The following is a 24,292-nucleotide window of genomic DNA, read 5'->3' as shown; positions in this document are numbered from 1 at the left end:
CCCGATCCATCTCACATATAGTAACGGTAAGATGGATTGGGTTTCGCTTCTGCACCAACTTCTGCCATAATTCCGCCGACTTCACGCGAGAAACGTAGCGTAACTGGGTATCCGCTGGTATCACGAGCAGTATTCCAATTCATCCGCGATAGTCCCAAAATATCAGCAGCAGTGCGATAAATCTCACTACTGTGGTTCGTGATCACTTGAATTGGAACAGGAATATGAGCGCCTGGATAAGTTTCCCATTCAGTAATGTAGCCAGTTGTGAACAAGTAGGTTACTGCACCATTAATTCGACATAGAGTACCCCGTTTAGGAGGATAGCTTCCTTGTCGTACTAGCCGAAATTTAGTCGGAAGTAAATTGACGAATTCAACGATCGGGATTTGCTGCAAAGCGTGTTCAAACCCAAAATTTTCAGCAGCATCGTAATGAGAAGTTTTATGCAAGACAACCCGTGCTGGGAGATGCCCAGTTCGCTCACGGTATTCATCGAGAACTTGATTTACAAGATACGCAGCTTGCTCCTCAGACAAATGCGGTGTTCGTCCCTGATCCTCGTCCCAAGGCACAAAATCACCCCGCAAAGCGAATCCATCTCCTTCGGTTGAAAAGGCTTGCGCCAAGCTGGAATAGACCAAATGGCGCTTATTCGTCTTCAAATGATGAAAACTAATCCCTACAAAGCAAGTTTCTGGTCCATCTAATGCTAGTCGCCAAGGAATCCCACCAGATTTGTAGAAAATTCCCAAACAGCTATTCCAAGCACGAGTTGCTGCATCTTGATTGGCTTTACCGTCTACTAAAAGATTTGTCGTCGCAATCTGAATTGGCATTCGGTGTTTCATCACTTCCGCCTTCAGTGCCCGACGAAAACTTCGCGTTAGTAAATCCTCAGCTTTTTCCTCTACGTCTGAAATTTCAAACAGAGAGAGTTGCACTGTGGGTTGTCGCTGCTGTTGCCATATTTTTTTCAATTCATGAGGAGTTAAGTTATGGTTTGTGACGCTCCAGCAATCACGAACAACTGCGTCTGGTAAACAACAAACTACTACGTCAGGACGGACATCTAGGTTAGCAATTCGCTCAATACCATGCACGTAAAGCTCTAGCACTTTCTGAAATCGATCGATCGGCTTTAATTGAAGCGCTTGTTCAAGTTCATGATTGTCGATCGCGAGCCGCCATTGTGGAGCAAGATCCAAGGTGGCTCGAAATGTTTTCTGAAATCCGGGAAAGTCAGGATAAGTTGTTTGATTCGACTTACCTGATGAGATGAAATGTTGGCAATGGGAAAACCAGTTATCAGCTTTTTCCAGCATTTCAAGCGGTCCAACTAACCCTACACGAACTTGAGATCGATGAGCAGCGCCAAATCTCAAGCTGTAAGGACCACTTTCTCTCAATCCGATTTTTGGATCAGTAAACTGTGCGTTATCTCCAAACTCTAATTTTGGAGAAGGAAGATCCCAAAGCTCAATAGGTAATGACATCGTTTTCCTCCTGCAAAGTCTCGCCGTTCTCTGATGCTGCGCCTGTAGCTTCCTCAAACAATCTTTCTGCTTCAATCAACTCATATAATTCGTCTTCAACCTCCTCCAGCGATGCTGCTTTTAAGGCATCGTCTTCTTCCGGTTCATCGTTCATAGGTAACACATCATGAGTTTCGCAGAAGGGCAAACTGCCGCGTAACTGAAATGAATGCTCACAGCCTGCATTGAGCGTAAAACTATCTTGGCTGCGACCAAGCACCCAAGCCCAGAAAAAGATGTGGTTCTGTACCTGAGCATTGTAATCATGCGAGGCACGACGAGTCACTAAGGCTGTAACCTTGGCGCTATCTACTAATTTGCGCCTTCCATCTACCGTAAAGACATAGCTTGGGACCAGTTGTATTGCCCAAACATCTCCATATCGTTCAACACTGAAGTAGACTGCTTCATGTTCCCAGTAACGTAGTCGCTGTGTTGTTTTAGAGATGATCGGTTTAGTTACGGTTCGGGTTGCTTGCCGAACACGAGCTTGATAAGTTATTTCACGGGAACCACCTGATTCAGGACGAGCAAAATAAGCACGTTTTCGCTTTTTATCAACTTCTAAATCGCAAGCTTGTAGATGGCGATACAAGCATTCGTTCAGTAGGTGGACAAACCTTCGTTCTCCGTCAGATCCAGTTGCAAATTCTTCCAGAGAGAGTTGTTCTAAATCACCATGATCGATCTGTGTGCTAAGCGGATTATTTGGGTTAGCAAGATCAGAGATTGAGTACAGTCGCTCATCATACAGAACGAAAGGCGGGAGTGATTTCGCTCCGGTTCTTTCCCAGATTTCTTTCACTCGACGGGCTGAGGTGCTAGCGTGCCAAATGTAGGGGGGCGTACTCACAATCTCGATAAGATTAGCAATATACCGCTCAGTACTAACTAGTGGCACGGCAGTGCCTGTCTTGATATCAACTGCTTCAGGTCTACAATATAAGATCACTTCAAAAGCAGAGTTATCTTCAACTGGGCCAAAGACAACCTTACCGCCGCTTTTGTTTACCTCTTCTTGAACATCTGCCAGTCCTGACCCTTGTTTGTCCATTGCACCAGATCCGTAAAACAGATCAGCAATCACTGGATTCCGGTAGCCTTTAATTCCTCTACCGCTTCGCTCAATTTCTTCTTGAATGGGTCGGCCCCGTTCTTCAACCAACTTGGCGATTTCTGCAACCAGCCCTCCTGGATTAGTAATCCTGATAAAATTTGCGCCAATGTGAATCGTTACCGTTCTGCTATCTTCGTATTGCCGATGAACTAGAGCATTCACCAGCAATTCTTTGAGCGCAATCACAGGATAAGGGCGAACTGTTTCTGAAATAGTTCCTTTGAGTCGGAAAGGTCGATTTATTTCTTCTAAAATATCTGTGATCAACTCCTGTTGATACCATAAATTTCCACGAATTACTCGAACAGATTCTTCACCGTCAATTTGTAATCGAACTACTGCACCAGCAATCTGATTGTCTGGATTCGTGGCAAAAAGCAAGTACCCTGCGATCGTGGGCTGAATTTCCTCATCTTGTTGGACGGCAAGATCATACTTACACATTTGCTGAATTAACCATTCACGGGTAACGGGAGAAGGCACGTTGATTTGTAAATTTTGACAGTAGGTAACGATCTGCTCTTGAACTCGAAACCAGTCTAAATCTGACACTAATATCTTGAGGTGCTTCATATCAAAGGTCAATGCGCTGAACGCGCTTTCTGCCGAGTTCAATGAAGTGAGAGCAAAACTGACTGAAGGTTGTCGAACCTCATAAAACTGCTGAAAATCAGCAAACAGTTCATCAAATCCAGTAATTTGAACAACTTGTAAGTTGTTCCCTATTGTGTCTGCAAGTTGTCTAACCATTGGGTGCAAACCACTTGCGATGCTTTGTGATCGAGCGCACCAGAAAATGCCTCTTGGAAAGTAGTCAGCAGCTTCTGCTTGCTCGATCAGCAGATGGTGCATAATAGAGGGTTCTGCTCCTCGATATCCAACAACAATCAGCGGGTGATCTCTCAAGATTGGAACCAATCGAGTGACCAATTTCTCATCAAGTCGTTGTATCTCATCAATAAGATTCTTATCTGTATAATGTTCGACTGACCCATGCAAATAAATAAGCTGTGGGTAACGCGGTGAGGTTGAAAGCTTGATGTAATCCGCAGAAGTCTTGATAACCTCGATATGGTGGAGATTAGAGCGAGTTCGACATAAGTCTGGTAACACTTCATCAAAGTTACTGGTTAAGACAGTTTTGATTACTTTTTTTGCCAGTAGCTCGACCAAATACTCATAGCCGTAGCTAGGTGGAACATTAGGCTTAAGAATGTGTAGAAAGAAATCTCTTCGGTTCTCTTTGGGCTGAAGTAAATTCTCGATCGTTGCAGAATAATTATCGGCTGTTGATTGCCCGACTTTATACCAGGGTTGTTGCTCCAACCAGGGCAGCCAATCACTTCGCCGAACAGTGGGGTCATCAGGATAGCACCCCTTGCTTCGGCAGTATGACCATTTTGCAGCACGCTCTACAATATCTCCGCTCAACGGAATTCCTGATTTTAATGAAGCACCCGCTCCCAGAAGAAGAACTGCATCTTCTGAGAGTGCGAGATAGAGTTGCTCAGGTGATATTGTCGCAAATCTCACTACGGTACTCCAAAATTCTAGAGCGAATTTCTAACCCAATTGCAGAAGAATTTCCGAAATTGAACGCAGCTAGCATCAACTGCTTCAGTCATTTAAACAATTTTCGTATAATCTGACAGCAATTGTATAGAACAGGAAGTAAATCAGCTATCTGTTTTACTAAGTAGCAGATATTACTTTACAAATCGTTTTGGTGCGTAAGATTCTGTGATAAAAGATGTCACTACTGTATGCCCCACAAAAATTTGTTAGGGCAGATGTGAATTAGCAAGAGATCTGGCGTGGTTTGCAAATTAGTAGCAGTGTTTTACAGCACTAAAATTTGCAAGTAGCCCAGGCTTTTGGACTACTGCTGCTGGCTCTGCTTAAGAAGACAATCGTATGCAATTGAAAGGTAAAACGCTCACCCAGAGAAACATTGACGGGTTGCGCCAATAATTTGCGAATTGTGCCAAATCTTCTGCTTATTCACTACAGCCCATCCTGTTCACTCAAGAACTGGTGAACTTGACTGATGATGATTGCGCCTTCCCCAACGGCTGAAGCCACTCGCTTTACCGAACCCGATCGCACATCCCCCGCCGCAAAAATCCCTGGCACACTCGTTTCCAAGATCGTCGGATGGCGTTCCAGTGTCCAAACGTTACGATCGAGCAGTTCCATACCGGTACAAACAAAGCCTTTTTCATCCAATAGTAAGCAATCTTTTAACCATTGGGTGTTGGGAACGGCTCCAATCATTAGAAAGACATGGCGAATCGCATGGGTTTCTGTCGTGTTTGTTTGACTATCCTGCCAAGTCACTTCTGCTAGATGATGATCGCCATTCAACGCTGTAATTTCCGTTTGAGTGTGGAGGGTAATGCGATCAGACGCGTGAATCCGACCGATGAGATAATCGGACATCGTAGCTTTGAGATCCTGTCCTCGGACTAAAAGATGGACATGGCTGGCATGACGAGACAGAAAAACGGCAGCTTGTCCCGCAGAATTCCCGCCCCCAACGACAATAATCGGCTCATTCTGACAGAACGTGCCTTCCATTGCCGTCGCCGCATAGTGTACCCCAGCATTGTCAAACGGATGCTCAAAATTGAGCTTGCGATAGGTTGCACCCGATGCGATCACAATCGATTTTGCTTGAATCGTAACTTGGTTCTCTGACTTCAACACAAACGGATAAGACTGGCAATCGATCGCTTGAACCGGGAAGGGCAGCGCGATCGTGGCTCCAAACTTCTGAGCCTGTACCTGCGCTCTGCCTGCTAAGGCTTCGCCTGAAATTCCAGTGGGAAAGCCTAAATAGTTCTCAATTTTTGAGCTAGTGCCCGCTTGTCCTCCGGGTGCTTCTGATTCAATCAGCACCGTATCTAATGCTTCTGAAGCCGCATAGACCGCAGCAGACATGCCAGCCGGACCGCCACCGACGATCGCAATATCATAGACATGCTCTGGCGACAGCGGTTCAATCAACCCCAAACAGTCCGCAAGCTGGAAGTTAGAAGGATTGGACAGGACTCGATCGTCAAGGGGAAGATACACCGCCGGGAGTTGTGCGGCTTCGATGTCTTGCGAAAAAGCGGTCTCTTGACGAGCCGTGTTGTAATCGAGCACTTCGAGCGGATAGCCATTGCGCCGTAAAAACTTTTCGATTCGGAGCTTGTCCGCAGAATCTTCGCGGGCAATCAACGTCACCACCGCTTGCTGATGGGAGACTAACCCCATGCGTCGCAAGATAAATGCCCGCATCACCACTTCTCCGATATCGGGTTCTGCACTCATGAGTTTACGGAACTGTGGGCGAGAAAACCGCAATACGCTGCCGTCTTCGCCCATGCGACCGCCAACGAGAATTTGTCGATCGTTCAACAGATCAATTTCTCCCGTAAATTGATGTTCTCGGTGAACAGTGACGACATTGGTTTCACTCTGACGATGCTCGTAGATTTCGATGCAGCCGCTGAGGATAATGAAGAAATCAACGCTCCGCTGCCCTCGCTCAAATAGCGTTGTGCCTTTAGACAAAGATTGCTCTTCACCGAGGACGCTCGCCCGCTGAATTTGCTCAGGGGTCAAGGTGGGGAAGGTTTGAGCAGTCCGAACATAGGGATCAGCGGGATCAAACGGTTTCTCTAAATTCGCATCCATTGTTCAAATTTATCTCATCTTCATTTTCTTGATAGCTTGTTGTAGCCGCGTTTCTGAATTTACTCAATCATAGTCCTCTCAGCATCAAACCAATTGCTGCTTTTAGCATATAGCGTAAGGCAAAACATTAAAAAAAGCAGCCTTGCTTTGAGTAGAAGCTTTTCTAGCTAGCACGATCACATTGCTGCATCAGATAAGCAACTAATCCTGTTCATCCTATCTGATGTGCTGTACCATTTTCGCCGTTAAAGTGTTCATAGAATCCAGTCTTGATAATCGAGATCGGTTTGAAAGCGCCAAGGCTGCCATAAACCGAGCGCTACTTCTGTTCATCCTTTCAAAAATCTGTCTTAAGAGGTAGCAACGCCTAGAGTTTGACAATGCCCCGTTTTGCGGCTTGAATCACCGCTTGAGTGCGATCGCTCACCTCTAACTTTTCCAAAACATGATTCACATGGAACTTCACCGTACTTTCTGCAATGCCCAGTTCTATACCAATCTCTAGATTACTTTTTCCAGCGGCAATCAGGCGCAACACTTCAAGTTCGCGATCGCTCAGTTCTTGAGCATCCATCCGCTCTGCCAGTCGCATTCCAACCCGCGTCGGAATAAACTTCTTGCCCGCATGAACCGCGCGAACCACATCTAAGATTTCATCGACAGGCGTATCTTTGAGCAAATACGATCGCGCCCCCGCTCTCAGTCCGCGATAGATGTCTTCGTCGGTGTCGTAGGTGGTGAGAATAATCAGATTCGCATTGGTATCGTATTCTCGAATGGCAACGATCGCATCAACGGCTCCCATTTCTGGCATTTGCAAATCGAGCAGAGCAACATCTGGCTGGTGCTGCCTGTAAAATTCGACAGCAGCTTTACCCGTGCTAACTTGTCCAATCACAGTCATGTCTGGCTCATTGTCGATAATCAGTGCCAGACCATGACGGACGATCGGGTGATCATCGGCGAGGAGAATCCGAATCGATGGGTTTGTCATGATACTGTTCCTCCTGAAGGTTGGGTTGCAGGAACTGGAACCACAACATTGATTTCGGTTCCTTGTCCGAGTTGGCTGCTGAGGGTTAAGGTTGCACCGATAAGATCGCCGCGTTGTTGCATTCCCATCAAGCCAAATCCGGCACTAGATTGTGAGACATCGAAGCCTTGCCCATTGTCGTGAATCTTGAGGCAAACGCGATCGCATTCGTACCGTAAGGTGAGATCAAGCTGAGTTGCTTCGGTGTGACGGAGCGCATTCATAACGGCTTCTTGAGCAATCCGGCAGAGATTGAGACTGACATCAGGTGTGAGCGGGTAAGGGTCGCCATCGAGACAAAGATGAGTTTGAAGCAAAGTATTTGTTGTAACTGAATGAATCGCTTGGGTGAGGCGGTGAAATAAGTCTTCGTTGGGGTCTTTGTAGAGCGCAAAGACGGCTCGACGGGCTTCGAGGAGTCCGGTTTTAGCGAGGGTTTGAGCGTGATCCAGACAGGCTTTAGCTTGAGTGGGATTCGTCGTGAGAAAGCGATCGACGGCTTGGATTTGCATCAGGATTCCGGTGAAGCCTTGGGCGATCGTGTCGTGGATTTCACGGGCGATGCGGTTGCGTTCTTCGAGGATGGCGGTTTCGCTGCGGAGTTGTTCTTCGAGCATCGCGGTTTGGGTGCGTTGACGCTCGATCGCCGCTGCAATACTATCGGCTGCAATCCTCAAAATCGCAATCTCTTCGTCATTAAACAGTTGTGGCTCACGGCAATTATCAAAACCAATTTGTCCCCAGCATTTGCCCTGCACCATAATTGGCACTATTAGTAATGATGTACACTGTTGCGCTTCAAAAATCTTTTTCCATAAAGAGTGAGGTAGCTCTGAGACAAGAAAGTTGACCGCTTCGCCTCGGAGAATTTGTGTTCGTAGTACGAAGGCTGGATCTTCGTCAATCACACCAACGGTTTGATACTCAGCGTTATTAAGATCACTTGGAATGGCGATCAGAGCATGTTCTGTCACAAACTGAACCACATGCTTTTGAGTTGTCGGATCGATCATTTCTTGCGTAATCACACATCGATCGCTTCCCACCGCCTCGCCTAACAGCCGCACCACATCAGGAAGAACAGTGGTGTAGTCGGGCGATCGTAAAAGGAGATTGGCAACTTGGGCGATCGTGCCCAGAAGATTAGCGCGTTCTTGGGCTGCTCGCTCTTGTTCTTTCTGTAGCGCTTGTCTTACCTCAAACAACGCTGAGACATCGGGGGCAATCTCCACAATTTCTTGAACATTGCCCAACTCATCCCAAATCGGCGCATAATGCCCTTGAGAAAAAAAAAGAATTCCCCCTTCATCGTCAGTGTAATCAGTACAAGTCGGTATCTCCACGACTGACTTACCTGTAAAGGCTTGCAACATATAAGGTAGCGTCCCATTCTCAACTAACTCCGGTCGCTCAAAAATCGATCGCACGTTGAGTTGTTCAGAGGTTGCCCCAAACAAAGCTTCACAGGCTTGATTCGCTTCGGTCACGTAGCCTTCAGCATTGATGAACATGATGCTAATCGGTGCATTCTCAAAAATTTGCCGATACCGCGCTTCTGAGGCTTGAGCTTGCTGTAATTGCGATCGCAGTAAAGCATTTTCCTGCTCTAAAACTGTCATGCGGTCTTGACGCACTCCTTCGAGGCTTGGCGAATCGCATTGCATCTTCTGATCAAGCTGGGACATAGATTTTTACTACTGCGATTTCAACTCAAAGCGCATCTCTTCCCGAAGCTAGAACAATCTTGCAAAATGACAACCTATCTCAGTACAGATTTTCTGCGCCACAGTTTCGACTCCATACGATTTGTTTGACTGACCTGTACTTAAGTTGAGGAAGTAGCCCCATCGATCGATTCAGTTTGCCTTCTACTTGAGTCGAGCCTAAAAACTCACCCTACTAAGGAGGAGAAATTGCCGGGCTTTTCATAAGCTTAAATCTATTCACCTTTGAGCAGAAGCGCCAATGTTCAGTTTGAAACTTTTCTCTAATTTGAGCTATGCTATTCCTTCCTAATGATCCACAAGCTTCACCCATAAAAGCGACCTGGAACGGGATTACAGCGTCATCGGCACAAGAACCGCCAGGTGAAGCGAATCATGTTTTGGATCGTCCCGTGCTTGGAGCCGTGTTTGCGCCACAACTGCGATCGACGTGGTGCATTGATGGGGGTGGCAGTGGAATTGTCGCAGTTCCAACCGGAAGTGTCTGTCTCTATACCGTTCCGCAGATTTGGTGGCGATGGGAGCAACCCGCCGATACCGTTCATCTCGCGCTAGATCCGATCTTGATGGCTCAGATTGCGATCGACTGTGGTATGGGGGAAACAGCAACCCTCGATCATCGATTGGTGTTAGATGATCCGGTCTTGTTTCACCTTGCGGTGCTGTTTAAGACTGAATTACAAACCGGGGGCATCGGAGGATCGCTTTACATTGAATCGCTGACCACTGCGCTGATGATTCATCTACTCCGTCACTATCGCGGCAGTTCGACCAAGCTAGCGATCGACGATCGCCCACTCGATGCCCATCAGATTAATCAAATTCGAGCTTTTATTGAAACGCATCTGAGCGAAGATTTTACGGTTGCCGATCTCGCAGCGCTGGCTCACTTTAGTCCAGCCCACTTTGCGCGATCGTTCAAGGCAACGATCGGACTCCCGCCGCATCGGTATGTGATGCAGCAACGGATTGAGAAAGCAAAACAGCTCCTTGTGAAAACTCGATTACCGATCGCGGAAGTTGCGCTTTCCGTTGGCTTCACGAACAAAAGTCACTTTGCCGCTCAGTTTCATAAGTCAGTAGGTGCAAGCCCGAAAGCCTACCGCGATAGTTGTTGAGTGAGCAGAATTTCGATACTTTAGCGCAGAAATTGAGCCTAAAAAACAGTTGAGTTTATTTAACTTAAAAGTAATCGGATCTACGAAAAAATCATGACACAAGATTCTAACTCTCAGAAGCCATCCAGAAGATTATCTCGACGACGCATTTTGATTGGTGGTGCTAGTGTTGCGAGTGTGGCTGCGACCGTTGCAGCAGGATATGCTCAAGCGAACACTCAAAAGCCACCCGCTCCCGCAACTGGAACTGCCAATTCGCAGGGTCGATTTGCGAACAAAGTTGTATTGATCACGGGAGCAACCTCTGGAATTGGTGAAGGAACAGCCTATGCTTTTGCGCGTGAAGGGGCAAAAGTCTTCTTCTGCGGACGGCGCGAGAACTTAGGTAGACAAGTCGAAGCCAACATTAAGCAGTTTGGTAGTGAAGCTACTTACATGAGAGCCGATGTTCGACGTGAACAAGACGTTCAAGCGCTTGTGAATGCTTGCGCTCAGAAATATGGTCGAATCGACATTGCCTTTAACAACGCTGGAATTGTCAATCCTAAAATTGCGCGATTGCACGACCAATCGATCGAAGACTTCATGGATAGTATCAACACGAATGCACTGGGCACATTTCTATCTATGAAGTATGAGATTCCTTACATGCTCAAGCAAAAAGCTGGCATCATCGTCAATACGGCTTCGATTTCTGCACATAAAGGATTTACCGAAATCGGTCCCTACAGCACGAGCAAACATGCGGTTTTAGCACTGACGAAAGTTGCGGCGCTCGAATATGCCAAAGACAACATTCGGATTGTGTCCATTTCACCCGGAGGAGTAGATACACCAATGCTACGCCGAGTCCGTGAACAGCGTGGACTCTCCTTCGAGGAAGGCTCAAAAGCAATTCCGATCGGGCGCACCAACACGGTCGAAGAAATGGCGCGAACCGTGATGTTTCTCGCGTCTGACGATGCTACTGCTTTTCACGGTTCATTGATTGATGTCACCAGTGGAATGCTGGATTAGCTATCGCACCTTTACCCTTGTCTAAGCAACACAACTTCTATGAACAGAGCAAAACCCAAAAAATTAATCACACGCCGCAACATTATCCTCGGCGGCTCCGCAGCGGTTGCAGGAACAGCCGCCGCTGCTTTGCAAAATCCAGAGCAATCTACTCCAGCGATCGCTCAAAACTCGTCTAGTTCACAACCTGTTAACACTGGCATTAATGGAACCGTTGCAATCGTGACCGGAGCCGGACGGGGCATCGGACGTGCCTGTGCAATCGCCCTTGCTCGTGCGGGCGCTGATGTGGTTGCGGTAGACATTGGCAGAAACATTTCGGGGCATCCGATTCCACTTGCAACCGCCCAAGATTTAGCGGAAACGGTGCGCTTGGTGCAAGCAGAAGGGCAACGGGGTCTGGCGATTCAGGCAGATATTCGAGAGATGCAGCAGATGCGGGGAGTCGTCGATCGTACCATTCGAGAACTCGGCAAAGTTGACATCATGATTGCCAATGCTGGGATCAATGATGCTTCCCCCATTGCTGAATCAACCGATGCTCAATGGCGGAATGTGATTGATGTGAATGTGATCGGAACGGCAAATACACTCCGGGCAGTCATGCCACACATGATCGGACGCAAACAGGGGCGGATTGTCGTGGTGACTTCTACGTTTGGGCGACAGGGCAATGCAGGCAATGCCAACTATGTTGCCTCGAAATGGGCATTAGTGGGATTAACCAAATCAGCCGCTTTGGAAGCCGCGCCGCATAACATCACGGTGAATGCGATCGCGCCTACTGGAGTTCGCACAGGGTTAGGCGGTTCGCAAACACCCGAACAAGCGAAGCAAGGAGAACAAACCTTGAGAGCTTATAATGCACTTCCAATTGGACTGTTAGAGCCTTCAGACATTGCAGATAGTGTTGTCTATCTCGTTTCTTCGCAGGCGCGTTATGTGACGGGAATGACGATCGATGTTGCCGCAGGTGCAAACGCGAAGTATACCGCCTAACGAATTCGATCGAGGAAATCAAGGCGGCAGAATTCTCTATCTAACTCTACCTAGTGTTAGAGGTCTTAGATCCACTTAACCGCTTCAATTGACAAATTTCAACCATTAGGAGCATTAATCGTGCGATACAAGCTATTAGGCAAAAGTGGGCTGCGCGTCTCCGAACTTTGTCTTGGCACAATGACATTTGGTGAAGATTGGGGCTGGGGAGCCTCGAAAGATGAAAGCCGCCAAATTTTTGAGGCGTTCGTCAATGCGGGTGGTAACTTTATTGATACTGCAAATGGGTATACCGACGGCAGCAGTGAAAAGATTGTGGGTGAGTTGATCAACCGCGATCGAGAACGCTTTGTCGTTGCAACCAAGTATTCGTTTCCCTTGAAGATGAATGAAAACGGCGCGAATCCGAACGGTTCCGGGAATCATCGCAAAAACATGATGCAATCGATCGAAGGTAGCCTGAAGCGATTAAACACTGACTATATTGATTTGTTCTGGCTACATGCTTGGGACTTTACAACGCCTGTTGAAGAAGTCATGCGATCGCTCGATGATCTCGTGCGCCAAGGCAAAGTTCTCTACGTTGGCATTTCTGACACGCCCGCTTGGATTGTGGCAGAAGCGAACACGTTAGCGCGATGCTATGGTTGGACTCCTTTCGTAGCTCTGCAAGTGGAATACAATTTAGTTCAGCGCACGCCAGAACGTGATTTGTTGCCGATGGCGAAAGCATTTGGGATGTCGGTTACGCCTTGGTCGCCTTTAGCAGGCGGTGTGTTAACTGGAAAATACAATCAATCCTCGAACGGGGACAGCAACCGTTTGGGCGATCAAGTTCCGCCGCATCAGCTTGAGATTGCCGATACCGTGGTGCAGGTTGCAAAAGAGGTGGGCTGTAGTCCGTCTCAGCTTGCACTGTCTTGGCTCAAGGCACAATCGGATAACATCATTCCGATTATTGGTGCAAGAAAGCTGTCTCAGTTCCAGGACAATCTCGATTGCCTCAGCGTTGAGATTTCGCCAGAACAGTTGCAGCGATTGGATGAGATTAGCAAGATTGAACCCGGATTCCCGCATGACTTTTTAGCAAGTGACATGATTCGCGATCGCTTATTCGGGGGAACTTACTCACAACTTGAATTTACCCATTCATAAGCAGTAGAAGCCCTAAGCAGTGCTGGGGTTTCTACTTATAAAGTTGGGTATGAAAAAATGCCGCTCTTAATTTGGGGAGTTACCTCGATCGAGATGCGCTTCACCCCAATTACAGAGGACTTGCAACACGGGTTCTAAGCTTCTGCCGTATTCCGTAAAAGAATACTCCACTTTCGGCGGCACATCTGGATAAACATTGCGATGCACAATGTCATCTTTCTCTAACTCTCGTAGCTGCTGAATTAACATCTTCTCTGTAATTTCCGGCATCAGTCGTTTCAGTTCACTGAATCGTCTCACTTGATCTTTTAAGTGCCACAGAATCAAGAGCTTCCATTTCCCTCCTAACACTTTCAGCGTTGCTTGCACAAATACAGTGCCTTCGGTTTCTTCTGCCATTGCTGTCGTTCTCCCACTCAAGGCACTTACAAAAAAGTAAGTACTTTCAAAAAAGTAAGTGTTAGCTTACCTTGAAATTGTTTCCTCTACTCGCAAGGAGATCATCGAATGTCGCTGCAAGGAAAAGTTGCGATTGTTACAGGTTCATCTCGCGGCATTGGTCGCGCCATTGCTGAACGGTTGGGACGTGACGGTGCAAGCGTGGTAATTACTTATGCTGGAAATCGAGATAAAGCAGAAGAAGTTGTGCAATCGATCGAGTCCAAAGGCTCGAAAGCAACGGCGATTCAAGTCGATGTGCGAAAGCTTGAAGAAGTGCGATCGCTGTTTGAGAAGACGATCGATCAGTTTGGCAAAGTCGATATCTTAGTTAACAATGCAGCAGGAAAGAATATCTTTAAGCCCACGGCTGACATGACCGAAGACGAGTACAACAGCATGTTTGACATCACTCGTGGGGTTTACTTTGCCCTTCAGCAAGCCGCGCATCATTTGGCTGATCACGGTCGCATTATCAGCATCTCCACCAGTGGAACCGCAATGGCAATTCCAGCAGGTGGCGCGTATGCGGGCTGTAAAGCAGCGATCGAGCATTTCAGTGCAGCTTTAGCCAAAGAATTGGGATCTCGCGGAATTACAGTCAATACGGTTTCTCCCGGTGTAACTGAAACGGATGGCTTAGTCCTCGATCCAGCGCAAGTCGATCAAATGGTTGCTCAAACGCCATTAGGACGATTGGGACAGCCCTCTGACCTTGCAGATGCGATCGCGCTATTGGTTTCGGATCAGGCTCATTGGATTACAGGTCAAAGCATTCGCGCCAATGGTGGCATCGTGTAAGAGTCTTTATGAGAACATCGCGTTGACTGATTGCTAGTTCCAGTTTCATCAAAATTGTGTTCTTTTGATTCGTTTAGAGAGAGTTCAACATGGGATTTTTAGTAGGAAAAGTTGCGATCGTGACTGGATCGTCTCGCGGGATTGGGCAGGCACTTGCCGAACGCTTGGGACGAGACGGAGCAAATGTGGTGGTTACTTACGCTGGCAATCGAGAGAAAGCCGAAGCGGTTGTTTCGACTATCAAAGCCAATGGCTCAGATGCGATCGCTCTTCCGCTTGATTTAACCAAGCTTGATGACATTCGTAATCTGTTTCAGAAGACGATCGAGCAGTTCGGCAAAGTCGATATCTTAGTGATTAGTGGCGGTGCGCCGAGATTGACGAAATCGATCGCAGAAACGACCGAAGCCGAATTCGATTCTATCTTCACCTTCAATGCTAAAGGCAACTTTTTTGCCCTGCAAGAAGCAGCAAAGCACCTGGCAGACAACGGGCGGATTGTCACTTTTTCAACCCCCTACACTGTGCAGCCTCAACCGAATTTATCTGTGATTGCAGGGAGCAAAGCCGCGATCGAAGCCTTTACCTTTGCCCTCGCAAAAGAAGTTGGAGTGCGGGGAATTCGGGTGAATGCAATTATGCCAGGTCCGACGACAACGGATTCTTTTTCCAGTATGGTTTCTGCTGAGGAGCAAGAGCAACTCAAGCAAATGGCTCCGCTCCAACGACTAGCAGAAGCTGAAGATATCGCCAATGCGGTTGCTTTTTTAGTCAGCGATGATTCGGCTTACGTAACTGGGCATACCCTGCACGCTACGGGCGGCTTTGCATAATCCCGTCACTCCTGGAGAAATCAATGCCGACGATCGCCAAAGATAACGAAGTCATCACAGTCATTTTTAGTCTTGCGACTGCACCAGACCGTCAGCAAGAACTGATTGACTTAATGATTGATGTGCTCGAAACAACTACGAAACATCATTCCGGTTTTATCTCTGCCAGTTTTCATAAAAGCTTAGATGGCACACGAGTGTTCAACTATGCTCAGTGGAGAACACAGGCAGAGTACGAAGCCTTTGCTCAAAGTCCTCAAGACCAAGCGAGCACGTACCCGTGTAGCGAAGCTATCGCTGCCAAACTTGCTCAATTTCAACTCCTTGATTCGCATATCTATGAGGTTGTCATTTCAAAGCCTGATGAGGCTTTGCTCAAAATTACGAAGGGCGATCGCATTCATTTTGCGGAGTTTCGAGTCAAGCCAGAACACCAACAGCAATTAGTTGATTTAGAGCGTGAGAACGTTGAAATTGCGCTGCAACATCCAGATTTGATTTCTGCTAACTTTCATCGATCGCTGGATGGAACACGCACTGCTAACTATGGACAGTGGCGCAGTCTTGATCACTTTGATGCCTTACTGAAGGAAGCAAAGTATGAGTCTGTGCGAGAGTATTGGCAGGGGTTAGCGGAAAACGAGTTCAATCTTTACGAGGTAGTCTTTACGGAGCCAACTGAATAAAGTCTCACTTGAATCACTCAAAAACGCGAGTAGCAAACAATATTCAAGGTAGTGTAATTCCTCATTGTGGACATTGGATTGTAACAGAACGCCCTGACTACCTGACAGACCAATTGCTGACTTTTTCAACAAACAAGAAGGATAGTCTCGTGAAAACTGATGAACTGAAAGTGAATCAACTTAGTTCAAAAGCGTATGAGTGGTACCTTACTTACTTAACCGCGATGGACAAACTTGATATTGATGCCTATGCTTCATTCCTAGCAGAAGAGTGTGAAATGCAATTCGGCAATAATCCAATTGTCAGAGGCAAGAACAACGTTTTAGAAGGCTTGAAGACCTTTTGGGCAACGGTTGACGGAGATGAACATAATCTTCAGAACATTTTTGGTGACGATAGCAAATTCGTGTTGGAAGCGTTCAATACGTTTAAGCTGAAAGATGGAAAAACAGTAACAATTCCCGCAGTCGCAATCACCGAGAGAAATTCTGAAGGACTGGTCACTTCGGTAAGGCTCTTTATGGATGTTGCGCCAATCTTCGCTTGAAAAACTTTATTGCAATGTAAAATCAAAGTCCGAGGCAAAGAACGTAAAAGCTTCCTCGATGAAGAAAACGATCGCCGCTGGGCAAAAACACGAAATCAATTACATCTCACAGTAGCTCAGTGCTTCGAGCTTGCCCCCTGCGTTTCCGCAGCTTGCTCAAGCGTTCAACATTCGATCGCAAAATGCCGAGGCTTAGCACTGTTCAGTATTTTTCGCTACTGCAATTGTATGTGATGGAGATTGGAAAGAGACTTTGTTAACCTTGATCAACGCTAGAGAAAAGGATCTCAAGTCAGAATCATGACCCAATACAGCAATGATGCCGAGTCAAAGCGACTGATTGAAGAGAATCTACGCCAACAGAACTGGAAACGTTGGGGACCTTATCTAGCTGAGCGGCAGTGGGGGACGGTACCCGAGGATTACTCGACGGATGGCTCAAGCTGGGACTCGTTTCCGCATGACCATGCTCGCTCTCGTGCCTATCGGTGGGGCGAAGATGGACTGCTGGGAATCTGCGATCGCCAAGGTCGTCTCTGTTTTGCCCTTGCACTTTGGAACGAACGCGACCCGATTCTAAAGGAGCGATTATTTGGATTAACCAACGCTGAAGGCAATCACGGCGAAGATGTCAAAGAATGCTATTTCTACCTCGATTCCACACCCACGCATTCCTATTTCAAAGCGCTGTACAAGTATCCCCAAGCTGAGTTTCCTTACGCTCAACTCGTGGAAGAGAATCAATGTCGGAGCAAAACTGAGCGCGAGTATGAACTGCTCGATACAGGCATCTTTGATGACCATCGCTATTTTGATGTCTCGATCGAGTATGCAAAAGCTGCACCCGATGATCTTTTGATTCGGATTGCGATCGCGAACCGCAGTTCTGAGGCAGCACGTCTGCATGTGCTACCCACCTTGTGGTTCAAAAATAGCTGGTCATGGGGCAGAACTGGCGAAGGCTATGAATCAAAGCCAAATATTGAATTGAACAATCAAGGCATTGTCGCAACGCATTCAACGTTGGGACAGTTTCACCTTGTCGCTCAGCCACTCTCTGGGCAAGACAGCGTGAAATTTCTATTTACTGAGAATGAAACGAATGTCGATCGCTTGTTTGGTACAGCAAATGCCAGTCCATTTGTGAAAGATGCCTTTCATTCCTACCTAATTCACAATCAGCAGAATGCGGTCAATTCATCAAGCGGTACGAAAGCAGCCGCACATTACCCGCTAGAGATTCCGCCTGGTGAAACGGTGGTCTTAAAGCTGCGATTATCTGCTGAATCGGTTGAGGCAGACTTTGGCGACTCGTTTGATCAACTGTTCGAGCAACGCATTCAAGAAGCGGATGAATACTATTCAGATCTGAGCCAGCACCTTGCCGCTGATGAAGCACGAGTGGCACGTCAAGCCTGTGCTGGACTGTTGTGGTCGAAGCAGTTTTATCATTACGGAGTTGCCGATTGGCTCTCCGGCGATCCCACTCAACCCCCTGTACAGCGCAGGGCTAGTTTATTGAGGAGAGAAAAAGCATAATCGTACTGTTGTTTCTCTCCTCATCTGACTATGAGCCTGATTGAGCATCTCAAGCAAGTGCGGGACTTCCGAACGCAACCGCGCTATGAGCTATGGGTGATCCTGTTGCTAATCCTCATGGGTGTGCTGAGTGGTTGTACGAGCTATCGTGCTTTAGAAGAGTTTGTGGGACGACATCAAGCGGCTTTACTTGAACTACTGAAACTGCCCTACACCCGCTTGCCGTCGTACTCCACGCTCCGCAAAGTGATTGAGCGCGTCCCGTTTGAGTCGCTGACAAGAGCCTTTAACGCTTGGGCAATCACGCAGATAGACCTGCAAAGTGGAGAACAACTCGCCATTGATGGCAAAGGCATCAAAGCCAGTGTGGTGGCGTATGACACGCATCTGCAAGATTTCGTCAATGTCGTCTCTGCCTTTTCCGTGCGGACTGGAGTGGTCGTGGGCTTGATGCCGATGCACAATGCCCAACAGAGCGAGATTGAGACCGTGCTGCAATTGCTGGAGATTCTCGACATCCAAGGCGTTTGCTTCAGTTTCGATGCCTTGCACACCCAAAAAAACAGTGGAGCAAATCATTGAGAGCGGCAATGACTATCTCATCGCCGTCAAAGGTAACCAACCAAAGTTGTATCAGCATCTTCAAGCTCAATTTGAGTCTCGCATCCCCGATAGCGTCGATGACCAAACTGAGCAGGTTCGAGACCGCATCACGAGGCGCACCGTAAGTGTGCTAGCAGCGACCTCAGACCTAGATGCCGTTTGGCATGGCGTACAAAGCCTGATTCGCGTCGAACGCACAGGGATTCGAGCAACCGAAGCCATGCACGAAACCCTGTTCTACATCAGTTCACGCTCAGTTGATGCTCGACAACTCGGCGAGTGGATTCGCGCCCATTGGCACATCGAAAATCGACTGCATTGGGGCAAAGATGTGGTCTTCAAAGAAGACGCTGCCCCACTCTGTTCCGGTCATGCACCAGAAAACATGGCAATCTTGCGAACTATCGCGGTGAACCTACTCCGGCTGAACGGCTTTGCCTCCATGACAAAAGGAATTCGCGCAATCGCGCATGACATCGACCGCCTCTTTTCCTTCTGCCAATAAACTAGCCCTGCCTGTACAGCGGGATGCTTACCCAAATCGAGACTGGTCAAATCACTTGTACAATCGCGATGTGATCTTGATGCCGGATAAGTGGGAATATCCGTGGTACGCCACTTGGGATCTCGCCTTTCACATGATTCCGATGGCAAAAATTGATCCTGATTTTGCTAAGCAACAGTTGATTTTATTCTTGCGCGAATGGTACATGCACCCAAATGGCGCAATTCCCGCTTATGAATATGGCTTTTCCGATACCAATCCTCCGGTTCATGCTTGGGCATGTTGGCGCGTGTATAAGCTATCGGCTCCGAGAGGTAAGCGCGATCGCGTCTTTCTCGCCCGAACCTTTCACAAACTACTGCTAAACTTCACTTGGTGGGTGAATCGCAAAGATAGCGACGGTAAAAATCTCTTTTCCGGCGGCTTTCTCGGACTCGATAACATTGGATTGTTTGATCGATCTCAACCGCTTCCGACCGGCGGAGAACTTGCCCAAGCCGATGCCACGGCATGGATGGCATTTTACTGTGGCACAATGCTGTCAATGGCGATCGAGCTTGCTGCTGAAGATCCAGCTTACGAAGATGTTGCCTCTAAATTCTTTGAGCATTTCATTGCGATCGCAGATGCCATCAATACATTTGGAGGCACGGGACTCTGGGACGAGCAAGATGGCTTCTACTACGATCAAATTCGTCTGGATGATCAAGACCCAATTCCGCTACGAGTGCGATCGCTGGTTGGATTGCTGCCGATGTTGGCGGTTGAAGTGCTAGAAAAATCAGTCATCGATCGCTTACCGGGCTTCTCCAAGCGAATGCAGTGGTTTTTAGAGAATCGTCAAGACTTAGCACAGCGAATTTCTTGTATGCACGGTGATCAGGGGCACGATCGATTGTTACTAGCGATTCCGTCTCGCGATCGCCTCGTGTGCGTGTTGAAGTACCTCCTCGATGAGAACGAGTTTCTTTCGCCCTACGGCATTCGATCCATGTCACGCTTCTACAAAGATCAACCGTATTCATTTTGGGCGAGCGATCAAGAATACCGAGTTGGGTATCTTCCGGGTGAATCAGACAGTGCTTTGTTTGGTGGCAATTCCAACTGGCGCGGTCCGATCTGGTTTCCGATCAATTATCTGATCATCGAAGCGATCGAACGCTATCACTACTTTTACGGCGATGAGTTCAAAGTCGAATGTCCAACCGGATCAGGGCAGTGGTTGACCCTTGCCGAAATTGCACGAGAACTCAGCGATCGTCTATATCGTATTTTTCGCCCAGATGAATCAGGTCATTGCCCGTGGCATGGCGACACTCCACACTATGCCTCTGACCCGTATTGGCAGAGTTTAACACTGTTTCACGAACATTTCGATGGTGATACGGGGCGGGGACTCGGTGCGAATCATCAAACCGGGTGGACTGCCCTGATTGCTCGATTAGCCTTTGGCAATCGTTTAGGCATTCGGATCTCTAGCAGTCATTGATTCAGACTCTGTTTGATTCACAGCTAATGCAGGTAACATTCTTGATGAGAGGGTTCGACGCTGTATTTCGAGCGTGAATCTATTTCTTCAGATTGTCCGAGCCTAGCTAATTAATAGTACAAGCACTTGACGGCATAGTTAACATTGTATGAGTCGCAGCGAATTGAATCTGACCCTTAGCATCTCGATACCATGTGTTAGCTTCGACCGAGGATGGGGCACCGGAGTGGCTGCTGGGATTTGTGATTGACTTCTGAATTCAGAGAGGTCGCAGAGATTAGACCAGGAACGATCGCGGCTGATTTGCTTTCTGCTGAGCGAGATTTAGTCCTGCAAATGCTGTTTCGCCCACAGTGCTGCTTGCACCCGATTACTTACTCCCAGTAGCATCATAATTCGAGTGACATAATTTCTCACCGTTCCTTCTGTCAAATACAGCGATCGAGCAATTTCCTGATTGTTTTTACCCTGTCCAATTAACCTCACGACTTCCTGTTCTCGTTTGCTCAGAGGATGTGATGAGGGTGCCTGCGGTGGGTCGTCTCGTTGTAGCTGGGCAAACACTTTGGGCGCGATCGTCGGTCCGAGTTGACTGTATCCAAGGTAGACCGAGCGAATCGCGATCGCAATCTGAGCAGGCGGCGTATCTTTGAGCAAATAGCCCAATGCCCCTGCTTTGAGACACTGCTCGATGTACTCATCATCATCAAAGGTCGTGAGGACTAAAATTCGTATCCAGGTGTAGCGTTGATGAATTTCAGCCGTCGCGGTCACGCCATCACAGATCGGCATTCTTACATCCATCAAGATGACATCTGGCTGGAGTGAAGGCACAAGTGCGATCGCGTCCTGCCCATTCTCAGCTTGTCCCACTACTTCCAAGTCTGCCTCTAAAGATAGCAGTGTAGCAAGATCCTGGCGAAAAATCGGTTGGTCATCCACAATCAACAGACGAATCATAGCGGAATAGTTACCTGAATGTGTGTTCCTAGATCGGCTGCACTGCGAATTGCTAGCGTCCCATTCAACAAGTCAACTCGCTCTTGCATTCCTTTTAAGCCAAACCCATCATAGGAATAAGCGGGATCAAAGCCCTGACCATTATCTTCGATTTCAACCCTAAGTTCTTGCGGTGTAAAATCACTGCGTAACTGCGCTTCTGAGGCATGGGAATGCTTCTGAACGTTGATCAAGGCTTCTTTGACAATGCAGTAAAGATGATGACGGATCGGGAGTGGTAGGGATGGCAAATTGAGCTGCCATTGTACCTTGATCGCTTGGTTGTGTCGGAGTTGTTCTGCTAAAGTCGTCAGGGCTTGATCTAGGTCGAAATCAGAGCATCGCATAATTTGCAGCGATCGCTTCACTTCAGTCATACTTTCCAGCGCCAGCAATTTTGCCATATTGACTGCTGTGGATGCGGCTTGAGGATCGCGATCTCGCATTGCCTGAGCGATCGACAATCTCGAATTCAGATCGGTTAATAAATGCCCCAAAGAGTCATGAATATCACGAGCAATGCGTGTTCGTTCCAGCGTTGCTGCTAACGTTTCAACCTGTCGCGTTAACGCTTCAGCACGGCGGCGACTCTTTTGTTCTGTGATTACCATCAAGCTGAGATAGACGACAAATGCCAGAATCGCAGAATAGGTCGCCACAAACTCAAGCATCCATCCTCCGATCTGCTGTGAGTCAGTCGATCGTTGCAGTAGCATCGCGTAATAATAGACCCAGACATTCAACGCCATGCTGCTGATGATTGTCAGTGTCAGTCTTCTCCGTTCTAGTAAGAAGCAACTTTTGGCAATGTAGAAGTAGAAGAACAAATCCCACTCCAGCCCAACGAATCGAATGGACATTGCCAAAAGTAGTCCGCAGACCACATAAATCTGCCGTTGCCAAATCGGACGATGAGTGGGCAAACGCCAACTCAATCCAAGAAAGGCGATCGCATAAGCCACAATCTTCAAGAATTCAGCCCACGCGCCGTTATTTAAAGCCTCCAATCCATAAACCAGCCCGAAAGCAGCAACCAGCAGCCACTCGATGTGGCGCAATCTACTGCGAAACGGTGCAGAGAAATCAATGATTGGGTTCATGGCAACAGCCTCAAATCAAAGAGACTCCCAGGCATCATACGCGATCGTGCGCTTTTTAGGAATATTACGCCTGTCATAATTTTTTGTGCTCAAATCATGACTCTGATCACTCTGGGTGCGTCGCAGCGCTCAGCTATGCTGAAGCGGGATTTTGTGGTGGAGGTGCGTATGGAATTGTCCCCTATCTTGTCAGGGCAGACCGTCCAGAATGCAGTGCGCGAAGTCGGGATTAATGCGAATCATTGGTATGCGATCGCCCGCTCAAAGGATGTAAAACGCAATCGCACCTTACTCACGCAGATTTGGGAGCAGAAGATTAATCTGTTTCGAGACGATCGGAATCAAGTTCAAGCTGTCGAACGAGTTGAATCGAATCTTCCAGCGCAACATTATCCAGTGCAGGAAAAGTACGGCATCATTTGGTTGTTTCCTGGTGATCCAACCTTAGCCGAGCATCACGCTTTACCCCAGATTCCTGAGTACGGCGATCGTCACTATCTGATGATGCAAGGACAGGCAGAATTTAACGCCCATTTCTCAATTTGCAATGAAAATACGATGGACGTGTTCCACGGACATTTACATCAGAATTTGCAGAGTTGGTTTGCGCCAGCCTTGATCAAACTACAAGAAACAGCAGATTCCGTGACAGCAGAATACAAAGTGTCCTGCAACAATCTAATTGCAAAAGTACTAGGACTAAGTGATGGAAATGTGACGACAAAAGTGATGTCAATTGATTTTTGCTATCCGCATTTTGTCAATCGCTTGGAAGACGTTTCGACAATATATTTGATGCGAGTACCTGTTGGAAAAACAGAGAGTCGATCCATATCGTTATTGTTCTTGAGATTGCCTGTGCCACCCTGGTTACTGAGTGCGTTTCGTCCAGTGTTGCAGCCATTGATTGTCCATTCATTGTTTCTGCGATTTCTCAAACAAGACATTGAGATGATCGAGAGTGAGCAGGAAAATTACCTCAAGAATCCAACTCGGCGGTATGTTGAAATCAATCCAGCAATTATTGCTCTGCAAAGATTGATCGTCCGACAGTACGAGCAGTATTTACAGTCTCGGCAGTAGCTCTACGATCGCCGAAATTTAGCCTAGTGCCGCTGATTGTGTTTCATGGCGAACAGGATCAGAATGTGCTGATCGCTCCTGTAAAGCGAATGGTAACGAGCTTACCCACAGCGCAATTTGTCAGTTACGCAGAGGAGGGGCACTTCTCGCTGAGCATCAATCAGTTTGAGACGATCGCTAAAGCACTGATCGGTGAATAAAAATCTCGCATTGGTACATCGTGGGCTAATTGAGAAGGGCTAACTCTATCGATTGTATGGGGATGCTTCGGAATTACAGAGAGGGTTCA

Annotated in this window: 20 protein-coding genes and 1 pseudogene; 13 read left to right on the top strand and 8 right to left on the bottom strand. The window is 47.5% G+C overall.

Annotated elements, in window-relative coordinates; translation table 11 throughout:
- Positions 1 to 11: 11 nt before the first annotated feature.
- The 5 genes from NIES2104_RS20940 to NIES2104_RS20920 form a co-directional block, all read right to left on the bottom strand.
- Positions 12 to 1,496, bottom strand: a complete 1,485-nt coding sequence (locus NIES2104_RS20940) for a hypothetical protein (protein ID WP_059000177.1) — start codon at positions 1,494 to 1,496, stop codon at positions 12 to 14.
- Positions 1,480 to 4,185, bottom strand: a complete 2,706-nt coding sequence (locus NIES2104_RS20935; protein ID WP_059000176.1) for an ATP-binding protein — start codon at positions 4,183 to 4,185, stop codon at positions 1,480 to 1,482. Before NIES2104_RS20935 ends, NIES2104_RS20940 begins: the two co-directional genes overlap by 17 nt.
- Positions 4,186 to 4,656: 471 nt before the next feature.
- The gene (locus NIES2104_RS20930) at positions 4,657 to 6,333 is read right to left on the bottom strand and encodes an FAD-dependent oxidoreductase (protein ID WP_059000175.1); all 1,677 of its coding nucleotides are present in this window, start codon (positions 6,331 to 6,333) and stop codon (positions 4,657 to 4,659) included.
- A gap of 367 nt (positions 6,334 to 6,700) precedes the next feature.
- The gene (locus NIES2104_RS20925; RefSeq protein ID WP_059000174.1) at positions 6,701 to 7,327 is read right to left on the bottom strand and encodes a response regulator transcription factor; all 627 of its coding nucleotides are present in this window, start codon (positions 7,325 to 7,327) and stop codon (positions 6,701 to 6,703) included.
- Entirely contained in the window at positions 7,324 to 9,051 is a 1,728-nt protein-coding gene (locus tag NIES2104_RS20920; RefSeq protein ID WP_059000173.1) for a histidine kinase, read from the bottom strand. The genes NIES2104_RS20925 and NIES2104_RS20920 overlap by 4 nt, the downstream gene beginning before the upstream one ends.
- Before the next feature lie 314 nt (positions 9,052 to 9,365).
- On the opposite strand from NIES2104_RS20920, the gene NIES2104_RS20915 reads away from it, so the two are divergent.
- From NIES2104_RS20915 to NIES2104_RS20900, 4 genes are all read left to right on the top strand, one after another.
- The gene (locus tag NIES2104_RS20915; RefSeq protein ID WP_059000172.1) at positions 9,366 to 10,208 is read left to right on the top strand and encodes a helix-turn-helix domain-containing protein; all 843 of its coding nucleotides are present in this window, start codon (positions 9,366 to 9,368) and stop codon (positions 10,206 to 10,208) included.
- A gap of 93 nt (positions 10,209 to 10,301) precedes the next feature.
- A complete protein-coding gene (locus NIES2104_RS20910) occupies positions 10,302 to 11,225 on the top strand; it encodes an SDR family NAD(P)-dependent oxidoreductase (RefSeq protein ID WP_059000171.1) in 924 nt (307 codons plus the stop codon).
- Between the two features lie 39 nt (positions 11,226 to 11,264).
- Positions 11,265 to 12,224 carry a mycofactocin-coupled SDR family oxidoreductase gene (locus NIES2104_RS20905; RefSeq protein WP_059000170.1) on the top strand — a complete coding sequence of 320 codons (960 nt, stop codon included), beginning with the start codon at positions 11,265 to 11,267 and terminating at the stop codon, positions 12,222 to 12,224.
- A gap of 120 nt (positions 12,225 to 12,344) precedes the next feature.
- Positions 12,345 to 13,379, top strand: coding sequence for an aldo/keto reductase (locus tag NIES2104_RS20900; protein WP_072218108.1), 1,035 nt, complete (start codon positions 12,345 to 12,347; stop codon positions 13,377 to 13,379).
- A 66-nt stretch (positions 13,380 to 13,445) separates the two neighbouring features.
- Here the strand turns inward: NIES2104_RS20900 and NIES2104_RS20895 are convergent, their stop codons facing one another.
- Entirely contained in the window at positions 13,446 to 13,778 is a 333-nt protein-coding gene (locus tag NIES2104_RS20895) for a helix-turn-helix domain-containing protein (RefSeq protein ID WP_059000168.1), read from the bottom strand.
- 108 nt (positions 13,779 to 13,886) lie between these two features.
- On the opposite strand from NIES2104_RS20895, the gene NIES2104_RS20890 reads away from it, so the two are divergent.
- The 7 genes and pseudogenes from NIES2104_RS20890 to NIES2104_RS20855 all read left to right on the top strand — a co-directional run bounded on the left by NIES2104_RS20890 (position 13,887) and on the right by NIES2104_RS20855 (position 20,821).
- Positions 13,887 to 14,618, top strand: a complete 732-nt coding sequence (locus NIES2104_RS20890; protein WP_059000167.1) for a glucose 1-dehydrogenase — start codon at positions 13,887 to 13,889, stop codon at positions 14,616 to 14,618.
- A gap of 89 nt (positions 14,619 to 14,707) precedes the next feature.
- Positions 14,708 to 15,451 (top strand): SDR family oxidoreductase, encoded by a 744-nt coding sequence (locus NIES2104_RS20885; protein ID WP_059000166.1) that lies wholly within the window; start codon positions 14,708 to 14,710, stop codon positions 15,449 to 15,451.
- A 23-nt stretch (positions 15,452 to 15,474) separates the two neighbouring features.
- Entirely contained in the window at positions 15,475 to 16,137 is a 663-nt protein-coding gene (locus tag NIES2104_RS20880; protein ID WP_059000165.1) for an antibiotic biosynthesis monooxygenase family protein, read from the top strand.
- Positions 16,138 to 16,286: 149 nt separating this feature from the next.
- Positions 16,287 to 16,685 (top strand): nuclear transport factor 2 family protein, encoded by a 399-nt coding sequence (locus NIES2104_RS20875; RefSeq protein ID WP_072218231.1) that lies wholly within the window; start codon positions 16,287 to 16,289, stop codon positions 16,683 to 16,685.
- A gap of 300 nt (positions 16,686 to 16,985) precedes the next feature.
- Positions 16,986 to 18,224, top strand: a complete 1,239-nt coding sequence (locus NIES2104_RS20870) for a hypothetical protein (RefSeq protein ID WP_059000163.1) — start codon at positions 16,986 to 16,988, stop codon at positions 18,222 to 18,224.
- A 30-nt stretch (positions 18,225 to 18,254) separates the two neighbouring features.
- Positions 18,255 to 19,332: pseudogene (locus NIES2104_RS33835) on the top strand (ISAs1 family transposase).
- Positions 19,298 to 20,821 (top strand): hypothetical protein, encoded by a 1,524-nt coding sequence (locus NIES2104_RS20855; protein WP_156427013.1) that lies wholly within the window; start codon positions 19,298 to 19,300, stop codon positions 20,819 to 20,821. Before NIES2104_RS33835 ends, NIES2104_RS20855 begins: the two are co-directional and overlap by 35 nt.
- 324 nt (positions 20,822 to 21,145) lie before the next feature.
- Here NIES2104_RS20855 and NIES2104_RS20850 read toward each other — a convergent pair whose 3' ends face one another.
- Both NIES2104_RS20850 and NIES2104_RS20845 read right to left on the bottom strand, forming a co-directional pair.
- Positions 21,146 to 21,781, bottom strand: coding sequence for a response regulator transcription factor (locus tag NIES2104_RS20850; RefSeq protein WP_059000160.1), 636 nt, complete (start codon positions 21,779 to 21,781; stop codon positions 21,146 to 21,148).
- On the bottom strand, positions 21,778 to 22,920 hold the full coding sequence (locus NIES2104_RS20845; protein ID WP_059000159.1) for a sensor histidine kinase: 1,143 nt from the start codon (positions 22,918 to 22,920) through the stop codon (positions 21,778 to 21,780). Before NIES2104_RS20845 ends, NIES2104_RS20850 begins: the two co-directional genes overlap by 4 nt.
- Before the next feature lie 168 nt (positions 22,921 to 23,088).
- Between NIES2104_RS20845 and NIES2104_RS20840 the strand changes: the two genes are divergently transcribed.
- Positions 23,089 to 24,003 carry a hypothetical protein gene (locus tag NIES2104_RS20840; RefSeq protein ID WP_059001952.1) on the top strand — a complete coding sequence of 305 codons (915 nt, stop codon included), beginning with the start codon at positions 23,089 to 23,091 and terminating at the stop codon, positions 24,001 to 24,003.
- 38 nt (positions 24,004 to 24,041) lie between these two features.
- On the top strand, positions 24,042 to 24,203 hold the full coding sequence (locus NIES2104_RS31920) for a hypothetical protein (protein WP_192843611.1): 162 nt from the start codon (positions 24,042 to 24,044) through the stop codon (positions 24,201 to 24,203).
- The last annotated feature ends 89 nt before the right edge of the window (positions 24,204 to 24,292 follow it).

It is taken from the genome of Leptolyngbya sp. NIES-2104 (assembly GCF_001485215.1).
In the GTDB taxonomy this organism is placed as follows: Bacteria; Cyanobacteriota; Cyanobacteriia; order Leptolyngbyales; family Leptolyngbyaceae; genus Leptolyngbya.
This window is presented reverse-complemented; position numbering and strand designations above follow the sequence as displayed.